The 25264-nt window shown below is 71.9% G+C and carries 12 protein-coding genes; 8 read left to right on the top strand and 4 right to left on the bottom strand.

Going from position 1 to position 25264, the window contains the following annotated elements:
• Position 1 precedes the first annotated feature (1 nt).
• Entirely contained in the window at positions 2-616 is a 615-nt protein-coding gene (rpsD, locus tag AB0F17_RS56485; protein ID WP_358042536.1) for a 30S ribosomal protein S4, read from the bottom strand.
• Between the two features lie 76 nt (positions 617-692).
• Here rpsD and AB0F17_RS56480 point away from each other — a divergent pair, with 76 nt between their 5' ends.
• Together AB0F17_RS56480 and AB0F17_RS56475 are read left to right on the top strand one after the other, a co-directional pair.
• On the top strand, positions 693-1394 hold the full coding sequence (locus AB0F17_RS56480; protein ID WP_358042504.1) for a DUF2470 domain-containing protein: 702 nt from the start codon (positions 693-695) through the stop codon (positions 1392-1394).
• A gap of 145 nt (positions 1395-1539) precedes the next feature.
• On the top strand, positions 1540-2049 hold the full coding sequence (locus AB0F17_RS56475) for a hypothetical protein (RefSeq protein ID WP_358042501.1): 510 nt from the start codon (positions 1540-1542) through the stop codon (positions 2047-2049).
• A gap of 40 nt (positions 2050-2089) precedes the next feature.
• Here the strand turns inward: AB0F17_RS56475 and AB0F17_RS56470 are convergent, their stop codons facing one another.
• Positions 2090-3280: an ROK family transcriptional regulator gene (locus AB0F17_RS56470; RefSeq protein WP_358042498.1), complete on the bottom strand. Its 1191-nt coding sequence runs from the start codon at positions 3278-3280 to the stop codon at positions 2090-2092.
• A 142-nt stretch (positions 3281-3422) separates the two neighbouring features.
• Here AB0F17_RS56470 and zwf point away from each other — a divergent pair, with 142 nt between their 5' ends.
• The 5 genes from zwf (at position 3423) to AB0F17_RS56445 (ending at position 9092) form a co-directional block, all read left to right on the top strand.
• Entirely contained in the window at positions 3423-4898 is a 1476-nt protein-coding gene (gene zwf, locus AB0F17_RS56465; RefSeq protein WP_358042495.1) for a glucose-6-phosphate dehydrogenase, read from the top strand.
• Between the two features lie 58 nt (positions 4899-4956).
• Positions 4957-6897, top strand: a complete 1941-nt coding sequence (gene edd, locus AB0F17_RS56460; protein WP_358042492.1) for a phosphogluconate dehydratase — start codon at positions 4957-4959, stop codon at positions 6895-6897.
• Between the two features lie 28 nt (positions 6898-6925).
• A complete protein-coding gene (gene glk / locus AB0F17_RS56455) occupies positions 6926-7936 on the top strand; it encodes a glucokinase (RefSeq protein WP_358042489.1) in 1011 nt (336 codons plus the stop codon).
• Complete coding sequence (gene eda, locus AB0F17_RS56450; RefSeq protein WP_214641421.1) at positions 7933-8544, top strand: bifunctional 4-hydroxy-2-oxoglutarate aldolase/2-dehydro-3-deoxy-phosphogluconate aldolase; 612 nt, start codon at positions 7933-7935, stop codon at positions 8542-8544. The genes glk and eda overlap by 4 nt, the downstream gene beginning before the upstream one ends.
• Positions 8545-8711: 167 nt before the next feature.
• On the top strand, positions 8712-9092 hold the full coding sequence (locus tag AB0F17_RS56445) for a hypothetical protein (RefSeq protein WP_358042486.1): 381 nt from the start codon (positions 8712-8714) through the stop codon (positions 9090-9092).
• Positions 9093-9098: 6 nt separating this feature from the next.
• Here AB0F17_RS56445 and AB0F17_RS56440 read toward each other — a convergent pair whose 3' ends face one another.
• Complete coding sequence (locus AB0F17_RS56440; RefSeq protein ID WP_358042483.1) at positions 9099-10253, bottom strand: RtcB family protein; 1155 nt, start codon at positions 10251-10253, stop codon at positions 9099-9101.
• Positions 10254-10333: 80 nt separating this feature from the next.
• The gene (locus AB0F17_RS56435; protein ID WP_358042481.1) at positions 10334-11008 is read right to left on the bottom strand and encodes a TetR/AcrR family transcriptional regulator; all 675 of its coding nucleotides are present in this window, start codon (positions 11006-11008) and stop codon (positions 10334-10336) included.
• 221 nt (positions 11009-11229) lie between these two features.
• Between AB0F17_RS56435 and AB0F17_RS56430 the strand changes: the two genes are divergently transcribed.
• The gene (locus AB0F17_RS56430) at positions 11230-25131 is read left to right on the top strand and encodes a hemopexin repeat-containing protein (RefSeq protein ID WP_358042479.1); all 13902 of its coding nucleotides are present in this window, start codon (positions 11230-11232) and stop codon (positions 25129-25131) included.
• Positions 25132-25264 lie beyond the last annotated feature (133 nt).

Here is a 25264-nt window from a genome sequence, read left to right as displayed (position 1 = left end):
GCTAACGAGAATAGAACTCCACGACGAGCTGCTCGTCCACCGGGACGTTGATCTGCTCCCGCTCGGGCTTGCTGACCAGCGTGAACCGCAGGTCAGCGTGGTCGACGGAAAGATAGGGCGCGATCCGCTCGTCGGCGTGCACACCCTCCTTGGCGGCCACGAACGGCTGCATCCCGCGCGAACGCTCCCGCACGGTGACGACCTGGCCGGGCTTGACCAGATAGCTGGGGATGTCCACCTTGCGGCCGTCGACGGCGATGTGGCCGTGATTGACGTACTGCCTGGCCGCGTAGATCGACGGCGCCAGGCCGGCGCGCAGCACCAGGGAGGCCAGGCGGGTCTCCAGCAGCGCGACCAGCTCGGCGCCCGACGCGCCCGGCTTGCGCAGGGCGAGGTCCCAGTAGCGGCGCAGCTGCCGCTCCGACACGTCGTAGTACCAGCGCAGCTTCTGCTTCTCCAGCAGCCGCAGCCCGTAGTCGCCGGTGGTGCGGCGGTTGGTCTTGCGGCCGTGCTCGCCCGGCGGGTAGGGGCGCTGCTCGAAATAGCGGACGGCCTTCTTGGTCAGCGGGACGCCCGCGCGACGTGACAGTCGCACCTTCGGACCGGTGTAGCGCACGTTCACCTCATGTGATTAGGTAGTCCTTACTTAGGCAAGGCTAACCTACTGCTGGCTGTGATCTCAAGGAGGCGCCATGCTCACGATCCCCGAGCGGATCCGCACCCTCGCCGCGTCGGCGAGCGTCGCCCGGCTGTCCATCGACGGCGCCCCCGCGCCCGCCCGTGGCGGAGTCGACGAGCGGGGCCGCCCGGTGCTGCTGGTGCGGCCGGGCGAAGCGCTGCACGGGCTGCGCGACGACGCCGTCGTGGCGGTGAACCTGACCGCCATGCGCGTGCTCGGCAAGGTGGAGCATCCGCGCGGGCTGATCGAGGTGCAGGGGTGGGCGCAGGCCGTACCCGAGAGTGAGGCGCGTCAGGCCGCCGTCGCGGTCGCGGCGCACACGGCCGACGAGGCCCTGTTCGACGCGCTGGAGCGGTTCGGCCGGCCGGACGCGCCCCGGCTGCTGCGGCTCGACATCGGCCAGGTGGTGTACCTGACCGGGCGCGACTCCGGGGTGCTGGACGCCGACGACTACCTCGAAGCCGCCCCCGATCCGCTGGCCGCCACCGCCGAGCGCGTGCTGGCCCACATCAACGAATCGCACCGGGCCCAGCTCGCGGGCGGGGTGTCCAAGGCCCTGGGCGAGGACGCCGGCGACGTGTGGCTGTGGGAGCTGGACCGTTACGGCGCGACGGTCCGCGCGGACGACCAGCTCCTGCGCTTCCCCTGGCCGACACCCGCGCACACCGCGCTCTGCCTGGAGACCGCGCTGCGCGGCCTGCTGTGCGCGTGCTGAGCGTCGCGGTCTGCCGTGCGGGTGCTGACCGTCGCGGCCTGCTGTGCGCGTGCTGAGCGTCACGGATCCGGGCGCCGCGGGAACTTGATCACGATTCGCTGGGAGTCGCCCGGGACCGGGCGCCGGATCACTATCATCGGCGCCTGTGGATCATACGGAGCGGCGCAGGCGGATTCTGATGGTCGCCGGATTACTGGCCGGCTGCCTGATGCTGGCCACCGCGGCGATCCTGGTCGGCGGTGCCTTCACCGGTACGCGGCTCACTCTGGCCGGCCTGCCCGACCATGGCCACCCGGGCCCGCGCCGGGGCGAGCCGGGGGCGATCGAGTCGAAGCTGGCCCGCTATCGCGTCCCGGTCACGCGTCCGGTCCACACCACGCAGCCCGCCACGAATCCCGCGCCCACCCTCGGCGCCAGGAAGACCGTCAAGGCCACGCCGACGGCCACCCCCACCTCCAGGCCCACCGGCAACCGGGTGAGCCCCAGCAGCGGCCTGTCACCGGCTCCGTCGCCCCATCGGGGGGCCAGGCCCACCCCGGGGCCCGCGCTGTCCGAGGCGGCCATGGGGCGCACTCCGACGCCGAGCAGCACTCCCCAGAGCCAGAGCCCGTCGCCGCGCAAGACGAAAAAGCCCTGGCCCGGTAAGCGCCCTTGACGCCGCGCGATGAGGTGTTCGGGGGCCTCGCGGCAGTCCGTCAGGAGCTGACTTTGAGGCGGGTGATCATGCTCTCGTCGACGGCGTCGGGCGAGAGCACGTGGTCCAGGACCATGACCGCGCACCCGCTGATGCCCGCCCCGGCCCCCAGCCTGCTGGGCTCGATGCGGAGCCGGCGGGTGGCCAGCGCGGTGGAGCGGCGGTAGACGACCTCGCGGATGCTCGACACCAGCGGCCCGAACGCCTCGGCCACGTCGCCGCCGAGCACCACGACCGACGGGTTGAGGATGTTGACGGCGACGGCCAGGACCTCGCCGATCTGACGGCCCGCCTCGCGGACGATCGCCATCGTCTCGGCGTCTCCGGCGCGCACCAGCCTGGTCACGTCGGCGATGGTCTTGACGTCCTTGCCGGCGGCCCGCAGGTCGCGCAGCAGCGCGGTGCCGCTGGCGACGGAGTCGACGCAGTCGGTGTTGCCGCAGCGGCAGAGCACGCCGCCGCCGTCGCGTACCGGGATGTGCCCGATCTCGCCCGCCGCGCCGAGCGCGCCGCGCAGGATCTCGCCGCCGGCGATGACGCCCGCGCCGATCCGGGTGGACACCTTGACGAACATCAGGTCGCCGAGCTCGGGATAGGCGCCCCGGTGCTCGCCGATGGCCAGCAGGTTGACGTCGTTGTCGATCAGTACGGGCACCGGGAAGCGCTCGTGGACCAGCGGCGGGATCACCACGCCCGTCCACGAGGCCATCACCCTGGCGCTCTCCGTGCGTCCCTGCGCGAACTCGACCGTGGCGGGCACGCCCATGCCGACACCGCGCAGCAGCGAGCGCGGCCGGTCGCCGAGCAGCTCGTCCCAGGTGTCCATGACGAGCGGCAGCACCACGTCGGGGCCCTGCTCGACGTCGATGGCGAAGTCGCGGCCCGCCAGCTCACGGCCCGCGAGGTCGCAGACCGCCACCCGCGTACGGCTGGCGCCCAGGGCGGCCACCAGCACCACGCCGCCTGAGGCGTTGAACTCCAGCCGGACCGGCGGCCGGCCGCCGGTGGACGGCGCGTCGGCCCGCTCCACGACCAGGCCGCGGTCGAGCAGCTCGCCGACACGCAGTTGCACCGCGGGGCGGGACAGGCCGGTCACCCGGCCGAGGTCCGCCCGTGTCACGGCCTCACCGGTGCGGATGAGGCGGAGCACCTCGCCACTCGTGGCGAGGGTCGCGGCGGTACGTCGAGGCATCCGCCAAGTGAATCACAGGAGGTTAGGTAATGAAAAGTCACGACTTTTTCATCTCAAATAGCAAAACTCAGCTTGTGTAGGTACGTAACTCTGGCTAGTGTCCGTTCTGTCCCTGCTTGGTAAATCATCGGAGTTCCCAGCCGTGTCCCCCACCTCAGCTCCCACTGCCGCTTACACCGCCGACCTCGTCGTCTTCGGCGGCACCGGCGACCTGTCCATGCGCAAGCTGCTCCCGGCGCTGTACCACAGCGACGTGGAGGGCCGCCTCTCCCCCGAGACGCGGATCATCGCCATGTCCAGGGGCGGGCTGACCGACGATGACTTCCGCGGCAAGGTGGACGCCGAGGTACGCGACCAGGTCCCGGCCGACCCCGGCGCGTGGCAGCGCTTCCTCGGCCGCCTGCACCACGTGTCCGTCGACGTGGGCGGCGAGAACCGGTCCGGCTGGAGCGCGCTGACCGCGCTGCTGGGCGGGCACGAGCAGCGCGACCGGGTGTTCTACCTGGCCAGCCCGCCGATGACGTTCGGCCCGTTCTGCCGGGATCTGGACCAGGCGGGCCTGGTGACGCCGCGCTCCCGGGTGGTGCTGGAGAAGCCGCTCGGCCGCGACCTGGCCAGCGCGCAGCGGATCAACGAGGAGGTCGGCGCCATCTTCGACGAGGCGCAGATCTTCCGCATCGACCACTACCTGGGCAAGGAGACCGTGCAGAACCTGCTCGTGCTCCGCTTCGCCAATGCCTTCCTCGAGCCGATCTGGAACTCCCTCTGGATCGACCACGTGCAGATCACCGCCGCCGAGACCGTCGGCACCCCCGGCCGGCGCGGCTACTACGACCAGGCCGGCGCGCTGCGCGACATGGTGCAGAACCACCTGCTCCAGCTTCTCTGCATGACCGCGATGGAGCCGCCGGCCCGCAACGACCGCGAGGCGATCCGCGACGAGAAGGTGAAGGTGCTCCAGGCGCTGCGGCCCATCACCGGCACCGAGGTCGACCGCTTCACCGTGCGCGGCCAGTACACCGAGGCGGACGGGATGCCCGGTTACCTGGACGAGCCCGGCTCCACCGCGCCCACCGAGGCGTCGCGCCGGGTGGAGACGTTCACCGCGATCCGCGCCGAGGTCAAGAACTGGCGGTGGGCCGGCGTGCCGTTCTACCTGCGCACCGGCAAGCGGCTGCCGCGCCGGACCTCGGAGATCGTGGTGCAGTTCAAGGACGTGCCGCACTCCATCTTCCCCGGCGGCTCGCCGAACCGCCTCGTCCTGCGGCTGCAGCCGGAAGAGGGCATCGAGCTGCACATCATGGCCAAGGAGCCGGGAGCGGGCGAGGTGGCGCTCAAGCCGGTGCCGCTGAGCCTCAGCTTCGGCAAGACGTTCACCACGCGCGTTCCCGAGGCGTACGAACGGCTGCTCACGGACGTGTTGGCGGGCAACCCGACGCTGTTCATGCGGCGCGACGAAGTGGCCGCCGCCTGGCAGTGGATCGACCCGATCCTGGCCTCCTGGGAGTCGTCGGCCGAGCTGCCCGAGCCGTACCCCGCCGGGTCCACCGGCCCCGCGGGCGCCCACGAACTGCTCGGCCGCAGCGGGCGCGTGTGGCACGAAGAGGACCAGGCGTGAGCGAGCGCACCACCGAACACCGCGATTTTGGGTTCGAGGACCCGACGAAGGAGGGTCTGTGAACCCCGTCATCCAGGAGATCACCGACAGGATCACCGAACGCAGCCAGGCCAGCCGCAGCGTCTACCTGGCGCGGATCCGGCGCGACGGGGAAGCCGCCCGCGCCAAGGGCCCGGCGCGCGCGCACCTCGGCTGCGCGAACCTGGCCCACGGCTTCGCCGCCGCGCCCGCCGCCGACAAGCCCCTCCTGATGGGTTCGGCCAAGCCCGGCGTGGCGATCGTGACCAGCTACAACGACATGCTCTCGGCCCACCAGCCGTACGAGACGTACCCGGCCGAGCTGAAGGCGGCGGTGCGCGCGGCCGGCGGCGTCGCGCAGGTGGCGGGCGGCGTGCCCGCGATGTGCGACGGCATCACGCAGGGCCGCGCCGGTATGGAGCTGTCGCTCTACAGCCGCGACGTGATCGCCATGGCGGCCGCGATCGCGCTGTCGCATGACATGTTCGACGCGTCGCTGCTGCTGGGCGTCTGCGACAAGATCGTGCCGGGCCTGCTGATCGGGGCGCTGCACTTCGGGCACCTGCCCGCGATCTTCGTGCCCGCCGGTCCGATGACCTCAGGGCTGCCGAACAAGGTCAAGGCCCGCGCCCGGCAGCTCTTCGCCGAGGGCAAGGTGGGCCGGGACGAGCTGCTCGACGCCGAGGCCAAGTCGTACCACTCCCCCGGCACCTGCACCTTCTACGGCACCGCCAACTCCAACCAGGCGCTGATGGAGGTCATGGGCCTGCATCTGCCCGGCTCGACGTTCGTCAACCCGCACACCGAGCTGCGGCACGCGCTGACCGAGGCGGCCGGGCGCCGGGCGGTGGAGATCACCGCGCACGGCCCCGAGTACACCCCGATCGGCGAGCTGGTCGACGAGAAGTCGATCGTGAACGCCTGCGTGGCGCTGCTGGCCACCGGCGGCTCCACCAACCACACGCTGCACCTGGTCGCCATGGCCGCCGCCGCGGGCATCGTGCTGACCTGGGACGATCTGGCCTGCCTGTCGAAGGCCGTGCCCTCGCTGACCAAGATCTACCCCAACGGCCAGGCGGACGTGAACCACTTCCGCGACGCCGGCGGCATGCAGGTGCTCATCGGCGACCTGCTGGACGAGGGTCTGCTGCACGGCGACGTGCTGACCGTGGCGGGGCGCGGCCTTGACCACTACCGTTCGGCTCCGTCGCTGTCCGACGGGAAGCTGACCTGGTCGGAGCTGTCCGACGGCAGCGCCGACCTCGACGTGCTGCGGCCGGTGGCCGCGCCGTTCGCCGCCGACGGCGGCATCCACATGGTCGACGGAAACCTGGGCCGGGCCGTCAGCAAGGTGTCGGCGGTCAAGGCCGAGCACCTGGTGATCGAGGCGCCGGCCAAGGTGTTCGACGACCAGCTCGACCTGCTGCGCGCGTTCGAGGCGGGCGAGCTGGACGGGCAGGACTTCGTGGCGGTCATCCGCTACCAGGGGCCGAGCGCCAACGGCATGCCCGAGCTGCACAAGCTCACGCCGCCGCTGGCCGTACTGCTCGATCGGGGGCAGCGGGTGGCGATCGTGACCGACGGCCGCATGTCCGGCGCGTCCGGCAAGGTGCCCGCGGCCATCCACCTGTCGCCCGAGGCGGCGGACGGAGGACCGATCGCGCTGGTCCGCGAGGGCGACGTGATCAGGCTCGACTCGGCGGCGGGGACGCTGGAAGTGCTGGTCCCGGCCGAGGAGCTGGCCCGGCGCACGCCCGGCGGCCGGCCGCTGAGCGACGCGCAGTGGGTGGGGACGGGGCGCGAGCTGTTCGCGACGTTCCGGCGCATGGCGGGGCACGCGGAGCAGGGCGCGGGGATCTTCGGGATCAGCGGCGCCGAGTCCCCGGACCACGGCCCCGGCCTGGGCTTCCCCGCCGAGGCGGGCGCCTCCCACCTGGAGTCGGGCGCCCCTCTCGGACAGCACGCGGGCGTCGCGGGATGACCGTGTTCTGCTTGACGGACAGTGCGCTGTGAGCGCGTTCGATCTGCCGTGGCTGGTCGCCGACATCGGGGGCACCAACGCCCGGTTCGGGCTGGTCACCTCGCCGGGAGCGCGGCCGTCGCACGTCGCGGTCCTGGCGGGGGCCGAGTACGACACCCTCCCGGAAGCCGTAGCCGCCTACCTCGCGGAACACGCGGGCGGAGTGCGGCCGGGGGCGGCGTGCCTGGCCGTGGCGGGGCCCGTCAACGGTGACCGCTACACGCTGACGAACTCGGCCTGGAGCGGCTCGGCGAGCGACCTCGGCCTGCCGTACGCGGTGCTGCTGAACGACTTCGAGGCGCTGGCCGTCTCGCTGCCCCATCTGGAGCCCGGTGACCTGGTGTCCCTGGGCGGCCCGGAACCCGCCCACGGCGTGAAGGCCGTGCTCGGGCCCGGCACCGGGCTCGGTGTCGCCGGGCTGGTGCCCGCCGACGGCGGCTGGACGCCGGTCCCCGGCGAGGGCGGGCACGTCACGGTGCCGGTGTTCGACGACCGGGAGCGGGAGATCGTCCGGGCGCTCCGCGCCGGGGGCCTGGACCACGTGGTGGCCGAGCACGTCCTGTCGGGACCGGGCCTGGTACGGCTGCACCGGGCGCTCGCCGAGGTCAACGGCGTCAACCCGCCCAGTCTGTCGGTCTCCGACATCGTGGCGCGGCTGGACGACTCGCTGTGCGCGGAGACGGTCGAGGTGTTCTGCGGGATGCTGGGGAGTTTCGCCGGGAACGTGGCCCTGACCCTCGGCGCCAGGGGCGGCGTCTATCTCGGCGGCGGAGTGCTGCCCCGTATCGTGGAGCGCGTGCGTATCAGCGACTTCCGCGCCAGATTCGCCGACAACCCGGACATGGCCGGTTACCTGTCGGCCATCGCGACCACGCTCATCGTCGCCCCGCAACCGGCGCTGACGGGCGCCGGCGCCTGGCTGGCGCAGCGCGCGGCAAGAGAGCTGGGGTCCGCGCACGAGCGCATAGAGCTGCACCCGATGAGGAGAGAACTTTCATGAGCCTGCTCGATCTCGCCCCCGTGATCCCGGTCGTGGTGATCGATGACGTGGAGACGGCCGTGCCGCTGGCGCGGGCGCTGGTCGCGGGCGGCCTGCCGGTCATCGAGGTGACCTTGCGTACGGCTGACGCTCTGGAGGCCATCGCCAGGATCGTCGCCGAGGTGCCGGAGGCCGTCGTCGGCGCCGGAACAATCCGGACTTCTGATGATATTGCGGCGTGCTTGGTGGCTGGGGCGAAGTTCCTGGTCTCGCCCGGGACGACGCTGTCGCTGGCCGACGCGATGGCAGCGAGCGGGCTCCCGTACCTGCCGGGCGCGGCTACCGCCACCGAGGTGATGGCGCTGGCCGAGCGGGGTCTGAAGGAGCTGAAGTTCTTCCCGGCCGAGCCGGCGGGCGGCATACCGTACCTGAAGGCGCTGGCGGGACCGCTGCCGGACGTGCGGTTCTGCCCGACCGGCGGCATCAGGCCGGCCACCGCGCCCGACTACCTCGCGCTGCCGAACGTCGGCTGCGTCGGCGGCACCTGGCTGACCCCGGCCGACGCCCTGGCGGCGGGCGACTGGGGCCGCGTGGAGAAACTCGCCGCCGAAGCGGCCGCCCTCCGCTAGCGCATCCCGCTGACGCTCTCTCCGGAGGCGCTCGTGCCTTCGGGCGGGAGGCGAAGGCTAGCGCGGGAAGGCCCCCGGGACCTGAGCGTGGCCTGACCCGTACGAGGGCCGATGCCGGGAAGGTCCGTCGGTGATCAGGATGGACTTCACACCTCTTTGGGAGTCGCATGTCCCGTTCCGTCATTGTGTGGGCCCTGATCCTCGTCATCGCGGGATCCATCGCCGTGGCCCTCTGCGTCGCCACCTCGCCCGTGGTCTCCGCCGACGCCCCCCGCGACTTCTTCGACTCGCCCTACCTGCTGCCCGCGTTCCTCGTCCTGGCGGTCCTGGCCGGTCTGGCCGGGTGGTTCGTCCCTCAGGTGGGCGTGCTGTGGGGGCTGCCGGCCGCCGCCCCGTTCTACGTCTCCTTCGTCCCGGCCGTGATCAAGGAGCTCCGGGAGGGCGGGCAGGGGCTGTGGCCGGTCGGGCTGCTGTTCCTGGGCGGCCTCACGCTCATTCCGCTGCTCGCCGCCCTGACGACCTCGCTGGTCGCCAGGGCGCGCGGATAAAGGGCATCAACCCTTGTAATTGAAAATCTGGTGGAGAGTGTGCTGAATTTCCACCAGGTCCTTCTGGTCGGCCATTACCTGGTCGATGGACTTGTACGCCGCGGGATGCTCGTCCACCAGTGCGGCGGCCCTGTCCGCATTCCAGATTCGACCGCTCATGGCCGCGGTGAGAGAGGTCGCCGACAGTTCCCGCTTCGCCTTTGTCCGGGACATGCGGCGGCCCGCACCATGAGAGCAGGAGTTGTACGACTCGGGGTTTCCGCGACCGCGCACGATGTACGAGCACGTGCCCATCGAGCCGGGGATCACTCCTTCATCTCCCGTGTCGGCCTTGATGGCTCCCTTGCGGGTGATCCAGAGGGACTTGCCGTAGTGGGACTCCTGCTGCGTGAAGTTGTGGTGACAGTTGATCGTACGGACCCGCTCGCCCTTGCCCACGACCCGGAACAGGGCGTTGATCAGCACCTTGTCCATCCGGGCCCGCGAGGCCATGGCGTAGCGCTGCGCCCACAGCATGTCCTCGATGTAGGCGGTGAACTCCGGCGTGCTCTGGACGAGGTAGGCGAGGTCCGGGTCCTCCAGGCTGGTGGCCTGCTTCTTCATCAGCTTCTTGGCGCCGACGATGTGCATCGTGGCGAGCTGGTTGCCGACGCCGCGCGAACCCGAGTGCAGGACCGTCCACACCCGGTCGCGCTCGTCGAGGCAGACCTCGACGAAGTGGTTGCCGGAGCCGAGGGTGCCGAACTGGTCGGCCACCTTCTTGGTCTGCCTGGGGTTCAGGTCGGTGTAGGGGAGCCCGAGGTCGCCGAGGGCGCGGTCCATCGACGGGTCCTGGTGGCCCTTGCCGACGCCGGCGGGGATGCGGTGCTCCACCATCGGCATGAGGGCGGCCAGGGTGTCGGGCAGGTCCGAAGCCGTGAGCGTCGTCTCCGTGGCCACCATGCCGCAGCCGATGTCCACACCGACGGCGGCGGGAATGATGGCGTTTTCCGTGGGAATCACCGAACCGACCGTGGCACCGATGCCGATATGCGCGTCGGGCATGAGAGCGACGTGACCGGAGACGAATGGCAGGCGGGCAGTGCGTGCGGCCTGCGCGATCGCGCCTTCGTCGATCTCGCTGGCCCACGACAGCAGGTTCGGTGCGGGCTGGTTCGGCATGAAAGAAATCTCCTCACTGGTTCGTGATCAGTTTGGCGGGACCAGAGAAGAATTCCCAATCATTTTATCGAATGTGGGTTTTATGGATTGTTCGGGTCCGCCGTTCGGCTCGCGGGCTGAGGACGTCGCTGGAGGTCGAGGTGGGTGTCGATGAGGGTGTCGATGAGGGTGCCGAGCGGGGGCCAGGGCACGATGGGCCGGGCGGCGCGGAGGGTGAGCAGGCCGTGGAGGGCGCCCCATAGGCACAGGGTGGCCAGATAAGGGTCGGTGATCCTGGCCAGGCCGGCGTCGGCGCACGCCTTGAACACGTTCTGGGTGATCTCGATGGCCGCCAGACCTGGGCGTTCGTCGTCGGGCAGTGGACGGGTCACGGGTGGTGCCTGCGGCGCGGTGAACATCACCTGATAGGCGTCGGGGTGGTCTTCGGCGAACCGGCAGTAGGCGACGGCGACGGCATGGAGTTGACGGTCGGGTTCGGCGTGCGCGGCGACGGCGTCGTCCAGGTGGCCGGCCAGGACGGCGAAGTGTTCCTGGTAGACGGCGAGCAGGAGGGACATCTTGTCGGGGAAGTGCAGATAGACGCTGGTCGCGGCGATGCCGACCTCACGTGCGACCGCGCGCAGTGACAGGCTTTCGTGGGTGGCGCCCTGCTCCAGGAGCAGGTTGGTGGCCGCGATCAGATCCTGGCGGAGCCGGTCGCCCTGGCCGCGCCGATTGGGTGTGTGCCGGGGTGTCCCGTCCGCAGGCGTTGTCATCAGTGTTCCTCCAACGAGCCTTGGACGCGCAATCCGCCCCTTGACGGATTGGACTTCCACGTTCACGCTACATCGTAGCGCAATACGTTAGCCGTACATGTAGTGCTCTCTGGCTCGCCACCATCGCCTGCGGGCAGACATGTCGCTCGTCATCATTTTCCAGGCTCACGAATGACGTGTGCCCGAACATTCCCCTTGAGCTCCATGGCAGGAGAAAGCGCATGCACTCGGACGGTTTACTTCCCAGCTACGAGCGGTTGTTCGGCGATCTCGCGTTCCGGAACGGCGACATGTCCCGCTCCGTCTACTCCCCGGCCGCCTACCTTGCCGAGCTCCTGCAACTGCTCGACGCCGATGATCCCACCGACGGCCCCGCCGGTCTCCTCGCCGATCTCCTGGCCCGCCGTCTCGACATCGGGGATGTCCCGCTCGACGCCGCGCACACCTACGCCGAGCTGCCCTACCTTGACATCGTCAACGAGGTGCTGGAGCGAGAACTGGCCGCGGGCGAGGAAGGCGGCGCCGATCGGCTCCTGGCGGCGTTGCGGTACCCGTTCACCCTGCCGATCTCGCTGCGCCACCAACGGCTGTGGCGCCTGCTGCACCACCTGGGAGTGGAGCCTGCCGAGCTGTATCGCCAACTGGCGGACGCCCCCGACCCGGACGTCGTCGCCAGAGAGTATCTGGGGCTCACCCCGACCGAAGTGGAACTGCTGACGACGCCGCTCGCCGACGGCCCCGAGCTCCGCACGCGCTATGGGCTCGACCCCACGGACGAGGACGCCTTGCGCGCGCTGGCCGACGCCGACCGGTTCCGGCAGGCCGCGACGCTGAGCGGCGCGGAGCTACGCGAACTGCTGTACGGCGGCCTCGGCACGGCCTCGACCGGCGGCGCGCCCGCGGAGCGCTCGGCCGCGTCCGCGTTCTTCGTCCACCACGACGGCCCGGTGATCGGCCTGGACGCCGAGGAGAAGCGGCTGGTCCGCGTCGACGACCCCACCGACCCCTCCGACGAGCCGATCCCCGCGGCCTGGTTCGACCGGGTCTCCCGGTTCGTCCGGCTGGCCCGCCGCACCGGGCTGACCTTCACCGACCTCGACCTGATGCTGCGCGACTGCTGCGGCAATCGGATCGACGCCAGGGCGCTGCGGCATCTGGCCGTGCTGCTCCACCTGCACCGCGGCCTGGACGTGCCGATCGACGTCGCCGTCAGCCTGGTCGCCCCGATGAACGCACTCGGCGCGGGCGACGGCGAGACGCCCGAGGACCTGTTCGACCGGGTGTTCAACGTGCCCTTCGCCACGGCGGGCGCCCCGGTGATCCTCGGATCGACGAGGGTGCCGTACGGCTACGCCGACCGGCCGGTGCTCACCTGCGCGGGCGACATCCTCGCCACCCGCAACAAGGAGTACCGGGGGCGGGTCACCGCGGCGCTGTCCCTGACCGAGGACGAGCTGGCCGCCCTCGTCGTTCGCTTACGGGAACGTTCCACCTCGGACGACACGGTGGAGCCGCCCCCGTTCGACCGCGCGACCGGCCCGGACGAGCTGTCGCTGCTACACCGGATCCACCGGCTCTCGGCGGCGCTCGGCGTCTCGGCCGAGGAACTGCTCGACGTGATCGACGCGCTCGAGAGCGACCCGGCGCTGCGACGGCACACCACCTTCCCGCTACTGATCGACACCGGGGTGAGCACCGACGACTACCACGCGGTACTGGCCGGCGCGGACGTCGCCTCCGGCCTGTGGCTGATACAGACCCTGCTGGCCGTGGTGCCGTGGATGCGGTCCGCCGACCTGAACGGCCAGGAGCTGGCCACGGTGCTGGGCGCCGCGGCGGCGCGGGCGCAGGCCGGAGCCGGCCCTCGAACCGGCCTGAACGGGCAGGCCGTCCCGGGCGGGCAGGAGGAGCCGGACGCCGACGCCACCCTGCTGGCGGAGCTGAGCCGGCGGTTCGAGGAGCTCGCGCCCTCCCCCGGACTGTTCACCTCCGCCCGGTTCGGCCCGCGCGCCGCGACGGTGATCCACGACATCGCCGTCACCCGCCCGAGCGGCGTGGTGTCCCGCCGGGACGCCCGGCTGCTGCGTGTCGACCCGGCCGGCGCCGCGAGTGCCGCCTACCTCGCGCTCAACGAGCTGGACATGGTGGTGGGCGGTGACCTGGAGGGGATCGGGCTCGGCGACCGCCTCGCGGTCAAGATCTACACCAACCTGGTCTTCGCCGGCCAGCTGGAGCCGGGCGGCACCCTGGTGGCGGACCGGCTGCCGGAGACGCCCGCGGGGCTGCGGCTGACCCGTGACTTCGGCGAGCACCGCGACGCGCTGTTCGACCTGGTCCGCGGCCTGTGCCCGGTGCCGGACCCCGCGGAGCCGCTGCCGGAGCCGGCCGTCTTCTTCCCCTCCGACCTGGCGAAACTGGCGGACCTGGACAGCGCGGAGCGCACCGAGCTGTACGACAACCTGGTCTTCAACGGGTACCTCGACGATGAGGGGACCGTGCTGCGGCCCGGTTTCTTCGCCATCGAGGAGAACCGCGCCGTGTTCGCGGTGAACGCCGACCTGAGCGGCGTCGCGGCCGGTGCGCACGCCCGGCTGCGTGAGCTGGCCGCCCGGTTCACCGGCGGCGCCGTCGCGTTCGACCCGGCGGTCCTGACCGCGCTGCCGCTGTCCCCGCAGCAGGTCACCGCCCTGGTCGAGAGCCTGCGGTTCAACGGGTACATCGACGCCGACGGCTTCTTCACCGACCCGGCGGCGCTGCTCGACCCCGGTCTCGGCGATCTGGCGCTGGCCCTGGAGTTCTACCCGTACCGCCGGCACGTCCTGGACGCCCTGCGCGGCCCGCTCACCAAGGCCCGGGCCGAACTGCTCGCCGTCACCCCGGCGGACTTCCTGGACATCGCCGACCCGTCCGCCGCGCAGCGGGCGGCCGACCTGCTGGACGGCGTCCACCTGGCCGACGACCGCGTCCTTCAGGGCAGCCGGGCGTTCTTCGCCGACCCGGCGGGCCGGCTGGAGCTGGCCGGGTTCACCGCGGCCGAGAACTCCGCGATCTTCGGGCGGATCGCCACCTGCCTGGCCGACCACACCCCCTACCGGCTCGACCCGGCGGCGTCGGCCGTGTTCGGTTTCGACCCGGGCGAGCAGGCCCGGCTCGTGGTCAGGCTGGTCGAGGCCGGGCACCTCACCCCGGAGCTGGGCGTCCCCGAGCACCGGCTCGGCTTCTTCGCCGAGGTGTACAACGCGCTGGACTTCGTCCTGCCCGGTTTGGAGGACTTCGCCAAGGACGTCTTCTTCCTGCTGCACGCTGTCGCGGTGCGGACGAACGCGGCGATCGCCGAGATCACCGCCAAGCTGGAGGCACTGGCCGGCCGGCAGCGTGTCACGCTGCTCGCCGTGCTCCAGGACGAACTGGGGGTGAGCGCGCCGATCATCGCCGTGGCCTGTTCGGCGGTCGCCGGCGGCCCGGCCGAGGCGGTGGAGCTGCTGGTCGCCCCGGCGCTGGCCGGCGCGGAACGCGGCGCCGACCTGCCGCCGGACTCGCGGGCCGCCCTCAGGCGGATCCGCGCCGTCGCCCTGCTCGCCACGAAGTTCGGCCTCGACGCGAACCAGATCGCCCTCGCCTTCCGCGACCAGGATCTGGCCGGCAAGTTCCCCGAGCCGCTGACCGCGCCCCGCGGCGTCGACCGGATCGATGCCCTGCTGGAGAGCTCCGACGGCAACATCTACCTGTTCCGGGGCCAGGAGTGCTGGGTGTACGGCCCCGGCTACGTCCGTACCGGCGACGGGCCGGTTCGGCTGGACGAGCTGTCCAGCCGGTTCAGCGTCCTGACCGGCGTGGACGCCGCGTTCAGCGACGTCACCGGCACTGACTGGATCATCGGCCGCGACGGCGGCGGCGTCCCGCGCACCTTCACCCGGCAGCGCGACGGCGCCCGGTGGGCCCCGAAGCAGCAGGAGTGGGGCGTGGTCGAGAACGCTTTCGACGCCCCCGCGGCGATCGACGCGGCGTTCACCGACGAGGAGGGCCGGGTCTACCTGTTCTGCGGCGACCAGTATGTCCGCTACTCCGGGGCCGGGCGCGAGCACGTCGACCCCGGCCACCCTCGCCGGATCGGCGAGTGGTGGCAGGACGGGCAGCGCGGCGCCGACCTGCCCGACCGGTTCCGCCGCTCGCTGGACGCGGCCTTCCGCGGCACCGACGACACCACCTACCTGTTCTCCGGCGACACGTTCCTGGCCGTGGACGCGACCGCCGCCGAGCGGCCGGTCGCCGACGTCTGGGGGCGGATCCGCAACGCGTTCGCCGAGACCGGCCGGATCGACGCCGCCTGCGCCGACGGGGCCGCCTACCTGGTGTTCTCGGGCAACCAGGTGTTCCGCTACTCCGGCGACGTCGAGAGCGGCGAGTCGCGGGCGGACGCGGGCTTCCCGCAGCTGATCGAGGAGTTCCTGCCGGGCGTCCCCGCCGAGTTCGCCGACGGGGTGGAGGCCGCGTTCCGCGACCCCGCCGGGGTGCTGCGCCTGTTCAAGAACGCCAGGACCGTCGCGCTGCACCAGAGCGGGCCGGAGATCGAGGCCACCGCGCAGCGCTGGGGGGCGCTCGGCGCCGCCCTGCCCGGCGGCACGGTCGACGCGGCGTTCGTCGGCCTGGACGGGTGCACCTACCTGTTCTCCGGCGATCGTTACCTGCGCTACTCCGGCGCCGACTACTCGACGGTGGACCCCGGCTACCCGCGGCGCGTCGCCGACGACTGGGGCGGGCTGCTGCGGGTGGACGCCGCGTTCACCCTGGACGGCGCCACCCACCTGTTCGGCACGGCCGGGCTGATCACCTGGATCCCGATGGAGCACGCCGGCGACCTGGACGCCGGCCGGCTGCCGCATCCGGTACGCCGGCTGCTGCTGGAGCACGGCATCACCGTCGCCGACGACGCGCCCGTGGTCTGGGCCGCCCCCGACTGGCAGGTCACCGCCGACCACGGGATCCGGCTGGCGCTGCGCCGCGCCGCGGACCCGGCCGCCGTGGACCCGATCACCGGGAAACGGGTCGCCGGGGAGCGGATCGAGGTGCACTGCGCCGACCCGTCCGACGCCTCCTTCCACGTCCGCTACTCCACCAAGGACTACACCGCACCCGACGCCACCCACCCGCAGGCGCTCGACGCCAACCGATGGAACCTGCCGGACGCGCTGGCCGACGCCCCGTTCACGCGGGTGGACGCCGCGTTCACCGGCCGCGACGGCCTGGTGTATCTGTTCTCCGGCGACCGGTACGTCACGTTCGACAACAAGCGCCGCTGGTGGTCGGAGCCGCAGCCGCTGCGCCGGCACTGGGACGACGTGCCGTTCGATCACGTCGACGCGGCCCTGCTCGGCAAGGACGGCCGGACCTACCTGTTCTCCGGCACCCGCTACGTCCGGTACTCCAGCGGCGGCCACACCCGGATCGACGACCGCTACCCGGCGACGATCACCCGCTTGTGGGGGAACGTCGTCAACGCCATCGCCCGCACCGGGCGGGTCGACGCGACCCTCGTGGCGGACGACACCGACGCCGACGGCGTCGTGCGCACCCGTACCTACCTGTTCTCCGGCAACCAGTACGTCCGCTACACCGGCACCGACCTGTCCACGCCCGACCTCGGCTACCCGCAGACCCTGGCCGCGCTGCCGCGTGAGCCGCGGCTGGGCAACCTGAGGCAGGCGCCGGCCGCCGTGGACGCCGCGTTCGCCGACCGCGGCACCGTGTATCTGTTCGGCGGCGGGCGCTGCCACGCGGTCTCCCAGACCGCCTACCGCCGGTATGACAACGCCTTCACCGAGCCGGTCCGCTGCGCGTTCGACCAGGACGGCGCGCTGCTGGCCGAGACGCCCGGCGGCTGGCACCGGCACGGCCAGCCGGAGCGTGCGGCCGTCGCGCCGCAGCCGGCCCGGCCGCGGTTCCCGCGCGCGGTGCCGCCGGAGTTCCGTACCGACCTGGACGCCGTGCTGCACGGCGCCGACGGCAACACCTACCTGTTCAAGGGCGCGTCCTGCTTCGACGCCCGGCTGGGGCGGGCCTATCCGCTGGCCGAGGAGTGGGGCCGGCCGCGCAACAACGTCTACCACGACAACGCGGTGGACGCCGCGTTCGTCGGCACCGACGGCAGGACCTACCTGTTCAGCGGCGACCAGTTCGTGGTGTACGCCGGTCCCGCCGCCATGGACGCCGACGTCGACGGCGCGCCGCTGCCGATCGCGGCGCACTGGGGCGGGCTGACCCGGGTGACGCTCGCCTACGTGCATGACGACGTCACGTACCTGTTCGAGCCGCCCCGGCCCGACGGCACGATGCGCTATGTCACCTACACCGGCCGCGACTACACCCGCGCGCCGGAGGGCGGGGTGCCGCGGATCGCCGACGCCGCGTTCTGGGGTCTGCCCGAGGAGTACCGTCCCGCCGGGTTCACCGTGCCGGACGCCGTGCTGTCCGTGGGCGAGAGCATGCTGCTGCTGTTCGACGGCCAGTACGTGCGCAGGGACCCGGTCGGCCCGGCCGGCACGATGGCCGATGGGCCGGTCGCCGGGGCCTGGTCGCATCCGCGCCCGCTGGAGCGCGCCTGGCCCGGACTGACCAAGGCCGACGGCCTCACCAGCGCGTTCGTCGGCCGCGACGGCGCCGTCTACTTCTTCTTCCCCGGCGAGTTCGCCCGCCACGACGGCACCCTGGCGGCGCGGCGGCCGATCAGGGACGCGTGGGGCCGGACCCGCAACAACTTCCTCGGCGGCGGTGACGACGTGGTCGACGCCGCGTTCGCCGACGTCCGCGCGGACGGGAGCCGGGTCACGTACCTGTTCTCCGGCAACCAGTACGTCCGCTACACCGGCGCCTCCTACCGGTACGCCGACCCCGGCTATCCCAAGCCGATCGCCGGCAACCTGCGCGCCGAGGAGGCGTTCACCGGCCTGCCGGTGTCGTTCGAGGAGGATCTGGCCGACCGGTTGGAGGCCGATGGGCGGTCCATGGTCGACGCCGTGGCCGGCGGCGGGCGTACCGTGCGGATCCTGTCCGGCGGCGTCTGCCACGTGCTGTCGCGCGGCCTGACCGCGCGGTTCGACCAGACGGCGCTGGCCCGGGTCCGCAACACGGTCGCCGAGCGGCAGCGGGTCGACGCCGCCCTGGTGATCAGCGGGGAGAGCGGTCCGCGCACTCTGTTGTTCTCCGGCGACCAGTACATCCGCTACTCCGACGCCGGCGGCTACGACCAGGTCGACGAGGGTTACCCCCGGGTCATCGCCGAGGCGCTGCCCGCCGAGCTGGGCATCGCCGAGCTGCCAGAAGGCTTCCGTGACGCGATCGACGCGGCCTTCCAGGACGCCGACGGCGTCGTGTACCTGTTCGCCGGAGCCGGCTACCTGCGCGTCGACGACGGTCAGGCGGCCCAGGCGCCGGTCGCCGGCGCCTGGGGCGTGGTGGACAACGCCTTCCGCGCCCCCGGGGCGAGCGTGAAGGCGGCGTTCACCTCCCGCGACGGCGACCTGTACGTCTTCTGCGGCGGCCAGTACGCCCGCTACCGGATGACCCCGCTGGAGACCGTCGAGGACGGCTACCCGAGGCCGGTGGCCGGCGACTGGGGCAACCTGCCCGAGGCGTTCGACGCCGGGCCCGACGCCGCGTTCTCCTTCGAGGGCCGTACCTACCTGTGCCGGGACACCGAGCACGTCCGCTACTCGGGCGACCGGTACGACACGCCGGACCGGACCTACCCGCAGCCGTTCCGGCACCGCTGGTCCGGAGCGGCCGACTTCCGGCTGAGCGACGTGCGGACGATCGCCGCCTTCGCCGAGCTGGCCAAGGCCCACCCCGGTGATCTGGCGGCCTTCCTGCTGCCCGGCGAGGCAGCCGTCGAGGACCCGTACCGGTATCTGGCCGACCTGTTCGGCTGGGACGCCGACGAGATCCGGTGGTGCCGGCGGCGGGTCGGCCTGCTGACCGACGGCGCGGCCGACGAGTCGCTGTTCGAGCTGGAGTTCCTCATCCGGATCGCCGCTCTGTTCGCGTTCACCGCCCGGCTGGGCACTGTGCCGTCCGTGCTGCACGCCGACGTGTGGTCCCGGCTGCACGCCGACGGCGGCGACCCGGCGCTGGAGGCCGCCGCCGAGGCGCTGCAGGAGTTGCTGGCCCGCCGCAACGACCCGGCGGACTGGCCGGCGTTGAAGCGCACCCTGCACGACGAGCTGACCGTGCTGCGGCGTGACGCGCTGGTCGCGGCCGTGCTCGCCCGCGGCCCCGGCGACGAGCCGGGCACCTCCAGGGACCTGTTCGACCGGTTCCTGATCGACGTCGAGATGGGCCCGCGCGGCGACACCTCCCGGGTCCGGGAGGCCATCGCGGCCGTCCAGCTCTATGTGCACCGCTACCTGCTCGGCCTGGAGTCCCCTCCGGACGCGGGGGCCGTCGCGACCGCCGCGTCGAACGGGAGCGCCGGCGTCGTCGAGTCCGCCGACGACGCCCGCCGCCGGATCCGCGAGTGGTGGCAGTGGATGCGCGGCTACCGGCTGTGGGAGGCCAACCGCAAGGTCTTCCTCTACCCGGAGAACTACATCCGGCCGGAGCTGCGGGCCGACCGCACCCCCGCGTTCCGCGCGCTGGAGGGCGACCTGCTGCAGAACGAGATCACCCCCACGGCGATGGAGCAGGCCTACAAGCGCTACCTCGACGAGTACACCGAGGTGTCCCGGCTCACCATCGCCGGCGGCTACGTCCACACCAAGGACCGGACGACCGGCGGCCCGTACCGGCTGGCGCTGTTCGGGCGTACCAAGACCGACCCGCGGCGCTACTATCACCGCCGGGCGGAGTTCACCAGCCGGCACCGGCTGTCGGCGTCCTGGGAGCCGTGGCAGAAGGTCAGCCTGCAGATCGACGCCGACGAGGTGCACCCCGTGCACGCCTTCGGCCGGATGTTCGTCTTCTGGGCGGCCGTGGAACCGGTCGCCGACGACGGGGCGACGACCACCGTGGTGGCCGCGTCCAACGGAGACGAGCAGCGGGTCAGCGGCAAGCCGCCGACCCGGCAGATCAAGATCTTCTACTCGTTCGAGAACCTGAACAAGGAGTGGGTGGCGGCGCAGACGCTCGGCGTGGGCGCCCCGCGCAACGGCACCATCGACGGCATCACCCTGTTCATCCAACCGGTGACCGCCGGCGAGAACCGCACCTCCATCGTGGTCGCCTGCGCCTACACCGTGACCACGCCGAACCCGCCGGCCGACGACGGCGGAGCGCAGGACCCGACCGTGTCGCGCACCGGGCTGATGTTCTCGCTCAGCCCCGAACTCGTCGCCGAGGACCTCACCGAGCGGGCCCTGGCCGACATCCCCGGCATCTCCGACCTGCCCTTCGGGACCTTCCACGGCCCCGCCCTGAAGGTGCGGGCCGGGGCATGGGTGGCCGGTGAGACCGACGACAAGGTCGCCCAGGCACTCGCCGCGGCGGCCGAGCGGGTCGCCGAGGTCTTCGTCGACCCGGTCAAGCCCGCCGACGTCGTCCGGTTCGACACCCCGGTCGCGGCCGAGTCCGGGTCCTGGTTCAGCGTGGACGTCAAGGGCGGCAGCTTCCTGTGCCGCCCGAGCGACCCCGGGCCGGACGAGTCGGCCGACCTGCTGCCGCTGGACGGCAACGACGACGGGCTGCCGGTATGGGGGCAGGTGGACGCCGCGGTCGAGCTGCCCGGCGGCGCCCGGTACTTCTTCGACAAAGCCGCCGGCCAGTACGCGGAGTCGGTGCCGGGGAAGGCGCCGACGGGAGCGCTGAGCGGACGGCTCACCACGGCCTCCCGGTGGGGGCTGGTCCCGACGGTCCTGCCCAAGGCCGACAAGGTCGACACGGTGCTCAGCCGCGGTCAGTACACCTACGTCTTCTCCGGCCAGCGCTACGTCCGCTTCACCGGCACCCCGTTCCAGGTCATCGACGACGACTACCCCAAGAACATCAAGACCAGCAAGGAGAGCCTCCCGCCCTGGACGAAGGTGGACGTCGCCTTCACCACCCCGGACAACGTCGAGTACTTCGTCTCCCACTCCCTCGGGCGCTACATGACGTCCGAGGACATCGCCGCCGCGGCGGCCACGAACCCCCCTGAGCCTCCGGCCGACCACCCGCTGGCCGACCTGTGGGTCCTCAAGCAGTTGCCGAACAGCTTCAAGCCGCTGGACGCGGTGCTGGTCTACGACCGCATCGCCGTCGCCTTCGCCGGAAATCTCTTCGCCCGCTTCGTCTGGAAGACCGACTCCGACGACCACGACCGGGGGTATGGCGGACACGGGCGGAGCCGGTTCGTCCTCGACGAGCAGGAAGCCCATGTCAGATATCCGCTGCCCCTCTCCGGGAACCCGATGAGCCTTCCAGAAACCCGGGTCAACGCCGCGGCGTGGCATGACGACGTCATCTACTTCTTCGACAACGGCGACAACGGCAGCAGCGGCTCCTACCGCAAGATCATCCCCAACGGGGCCACCACCCTGCACAAGATCAGCGCCACCACGACGCTGGCCTCGACCGGGAAGGTCGGCGCGGCCTACGTCGGCGGCAACCGGCTGTACCTGACCAGCGGCACCGAGTACGTCCGCTACACCCTGGGCACCGACGGCCTGCCCGGCCGCCTCGTCGACCCCGGCTACCCCAAACCGCTGACCAGGGAGATCAACACCGCCTTCACCCGCGGCGCCCACGTCTACCTGTTCTCCGGCGCCGCCTACGCCCGCGGCGCCACCGACAGCGAGCCCGACGAGGCAGGCGAGTACCTGCCGGTCGCCGGCGCCTGGGGCGGGCTGCCCCGCGAGTCGCCCACCCCGTTCGACGCCGCGATGGACTCCGGCGAGGGCCTGTTCCTGTTCGTCGGCGGCTCCTACGTCCGCCGCTCCAGGACCGCGGCCGTGCCCCGCCCGTACGAGCGCGCCGCCCTGCCCTTCGAGATCATCCGGCTGACCACGGGCACCGCCGCCGTGCTCAACCAGCGGCTGCTGTCGGGCGGCGTGGCCGCGCTGCTGGACACCGCCACCCAGGAGAGCGACGAGGTGGCGGTCACCACCGACGCCGAGGCCACCTCGGCGGTCCGGGTCCGGGAGGGCACCGTCGACGAGGGACGGCTGCCGACCGGCGCACACCTGGACTTCCAGAGCGCCAACGGCATCTACTACTGGGAGATCTTCTTCCACGCGCCGCTGCTCATCGCGCAGACGCTCAACGAGGCGCAGCGGTTCGAGGACGCCAAACGCTGGTACGAGTACATCTTCGACCCGACGAACCCGCACGGGCACTGGCGGTTCCTGCCGTTCCTCGGCGCCGACCTCCAGGCGCTCGCCGACGGATGCGCGCGCGACCTGGACACGGCGCGCGAACTCGGCGTCACCGTCACCACGGTCGAGGACGCCGGGCTGACGGACGTGCTGGCCGCGCTGCGCCGGCTGGCCGCCGCCGACCTCGGCGACGGCCGGCCCAGCGAGGAAGACCTGCTCACCGTCACCGCCGACGACACCCACCAGGCCATCGCCGCCGCCGTCGCCGCACTGGCCGCCACCGCGGGACTGACCCCGGGCCAGTCCGCCGCCGTGGCCGCGCTGGGCGAGCGCACCGCCGTCCTCGCCGACCTGGAAAAGCAGCTGCAAGCCCTGGGCGGCCGCGCCGACCTGCTGCGGGCCTACCGATACGACCCGTTCGACCCGCACGCCATCGCCCAGCTACGCCCGGTCGCCTACCGCCGCGCCGTGGTGATGGCCTACATCGACAATCTGCTCGACTGGGGCGACCTGCTGTTCCGGCAGTTCACCCCCGAAAGCGTCGATGAGGCGCGAATGCTGTACATCCTCGCCTTCGACCTGCTCGGCGAACCTCCGGAGCAGCTCGGCACCGGGCTGCCGCCCGCCCCACAAACCTTCACCGAACTGGAGGAGGAGGAAGGCGACCTCGACCTGCTCGGCTACCTGACAGGCGGCGGCTCCCTGCTGGAGCAGGCCGGCGAGGTGCACGCGGGCGTGGCCGGCTCCTACTTCCACATCCCGGACAACAGCCTGTTCACCGACTACTGGGAGCGGGTCGCGGACCGGCTGCGCAAGATCCGCGAATCACTGAACATCCTGGGGATCAGCCAGCCGCTGCCGCTGTTCGAGCCGCCGCTGGACCCGATGCGGCTGGTGCGCGCCGCCGCCGCGGGCACCCCGCTCGGCGAGGCCGCCACGGCCGCGACGACCGCGGCCGTACCGCCGCAGCGCTTCCCGGTTGCTTTCCGCCGGGCCCAGGAACTGGTCGACCGGGTCCGCCAGTTCGGCGCCGACCTGCTGGGCGTGCTGGAGCGACGCGACGCCGAAGAGCTGAGCGTGCTCCAGGTCAAACAGGAGGCGGCGATCCTGGGCCTGACACTCGCCGTCGGGCAGGCGCAGGCGCGCATCGCCGAAGAGGACCTGGCCGAGCTGCAGGAGAGCCTGTCCTCGGCGCGGGGGCGCGCCGACCATTACGGTGACCTCATCGAGACCGGCCTGTCGCCGCTGGAACACGGCCAGCTCGCGATGATGTCCACCGGCGCGGCCCTGCACGTCCTCGCCGCCATCCTCAAGACCGGTGCGGCGTTCGCCTACCCGGCGCCGCAGGTCACGGCCGGTCCGTTCATCCTGGGCACCGAGTGGGGCGGCGAGCAGGTCGGCCGGGCCTTGGACAAAGCCGGCGAGGTGTCGGAGTCCTCCGCGGAGGGACTCAGCATGATCGGCGAAGCGCTGGGCTTACGCGCCCAGCACGAGCGGTCCGTCGAGGACTGGAAGCTGCAGCGCGCCATCGCCGACAGCGACGTGCTCCAGATCGGGTACCAGATCACCGCCGCGCAGCACCGGCTGGAATCGGCCCGGCAGGAGCTGAAGATCACGGAGCAGGAGATCGCGCACAACGCCTCAACGGCGACGTTCATGCGGAACAAGTTCACCGGCGCCGAACTGTACGGGTGGCTGTCCGCGCGACTGTCCGGCCTGTGCTTCCAGGCCTACCAGCTCGCCTACGACGCGGCGCGGTCGGCCGAGGCGGCGTACCGGTTCGAGCGCGGCGTGCGCGACGGCGAGCCCGAGCTGATCCGGCCGGCCTACTGGGAGAGCCGGCGCAGCGGCCTGCAGGCCGCCGAGAGCCTCGGCACGGACCTGGAACGGCTCGGCCAGACCTACCTCACCGGCAACGTCCGCGGCCTGGAGATCACCAAGAAGGTGTCCCTGCTGGAGCTGGACCCGGTCGCGCTGCTGCGGCTGCGCTCCGGCCGCCGGTGCGAGTTCACCCTGGGCGAGGACCTGTTCAGCCGGGACTTCCCCGGCCACTTCCTGCGCCAGATCCGCACCGTGTCGGTCACCTTCACCGACGCCGCAGGCGGGCAGCTCGGGCTGAACGCGACGCTGACCCAGCTCACCAGCAAGACCGTGCTGGAGGCGGACTCCAAGGCGGTCAAGCACCTGCTCGACCCGCAGGGCGAGGCCCCCGCCACTGTGCGCGGCGACTGGCGACCCAGCCAGCGGGTCGCGCTGTCCCAGGTCGAGTACCCGATGGAGAACAACGGCCTGTTCGAGCTGCGCTACGACGACGAGCGCTACCTGCCGTTCGAGGGCACCGGCGCCGTGTCCACCTGGCGGCTGGAGCTCGGCGGCGGGACCCAGGGTATCGCCGCGGCCGGCGCGCTGACCGACGTGGTGCTCACCGTCCGGTACACCGCCGAGTACGGCGGAGAGGTGTTCGCCGAGTCGGTCAAGGGCATGCTGCGTCCCTACACGGCGGCACACCTTGTCGATGTGGCCCACGACTTCCCGAAGGAGTGGGCGGCGTTCGTCGGCGGCGACCGCCTGGTGCTGCCGCTCTCCCCCGACCTGTTCCCCGGGATGAGCAGTCGGCGGATCACCGGCCTGTACACGCAGTACGAGTATGCCGGCGAAGGCACGGCACGGCTGGTGCTGGAGACCGGGCGGCGCCTCCCACTCGCCGACGGCGTCCCGCTGACCACCCCCGGTTTGAGCCTCACCGGCGGCGGCCCGTCCTACTGGGTCTTCACCGTCGAAGGCGACCGGAGCACCCTCGCCAACGTCACCCTGGTGCTCATGTACGAGGCCGCCGTGCGATGACCTCCCATGACCCTTCTGCGCCGAAGAGCCAGGCGGAAGACGACCGCCTCGCCCGCCGAGAGAGGACAAGGAGGAACACGGGGCACCAGGCCGCCGAGCAGTCCCGCCCCGGCCCGAGACAGCAAGCAAGACG

The sequence above is a fragment of the Nonomuraea sp. NPDC026600 genome (genome assembly GCF_040638335.1).
GTDB lineage: Bacteria > Actinomycetota > Actinomycetes > Streptosporangiales > Streptosporangiaceae > Nonomuraea.
Note: the sequence above shows the minus strand (reverse complement) of the source record. Positions and strands in the feature narration are given on the sequence as shown.

Coding starts and splice junctions, on each gene's coding strand:
- AB0F17_RS56480 (WP_358042504.1), top strand. CDS start 693: ATGCTCACGATCCCCGAGCGGATCCGCACCCTCGCCGCGTCGGCGAGC.
- AB0F17_RS56470 (WP_358042498.1), bottom strand. CDS start 3,280: ATGCCTCGACGTACCGCCGCGACCCTCGCCACGAGTGGCGAGGTGCTC.
- eda (WP_214641421.1), top strand. CDS start 7,933: ATGAGCCTGCTCGATCTCGCCCCCGTGATCCCGGTCGTGGTGATCGAT.
- AB0F17_RS56445 (WP_358042486.1), top strand. CDS start 8,712: ATGTCCCGTTCCGTCATTGTGTGGGCCCTGATCCTCGTCATCGCGGGA.
- AB0F17_RS56440 (WP_358042483.1), bottom strand. CDS start 10,253: ATGCCGAACCAGCCCGCACCGAACCTGCTGTCGTGGGCCAGCGAGATC.
- AB0F17_RS56435 (WP_358042481.1), bottom strand. CDS start 11,008: ATGACAACGCCTGCGGACGGGACACCCCGGCACACACCCAATCGGCGC.
- AB0F17_RS56430 (WP_358042479.1), top strand. CDS start 11,230: ATGCACTCGGACGGTTTACTTCCCAGCTACGAGCGGTTGTTCGGCGAT.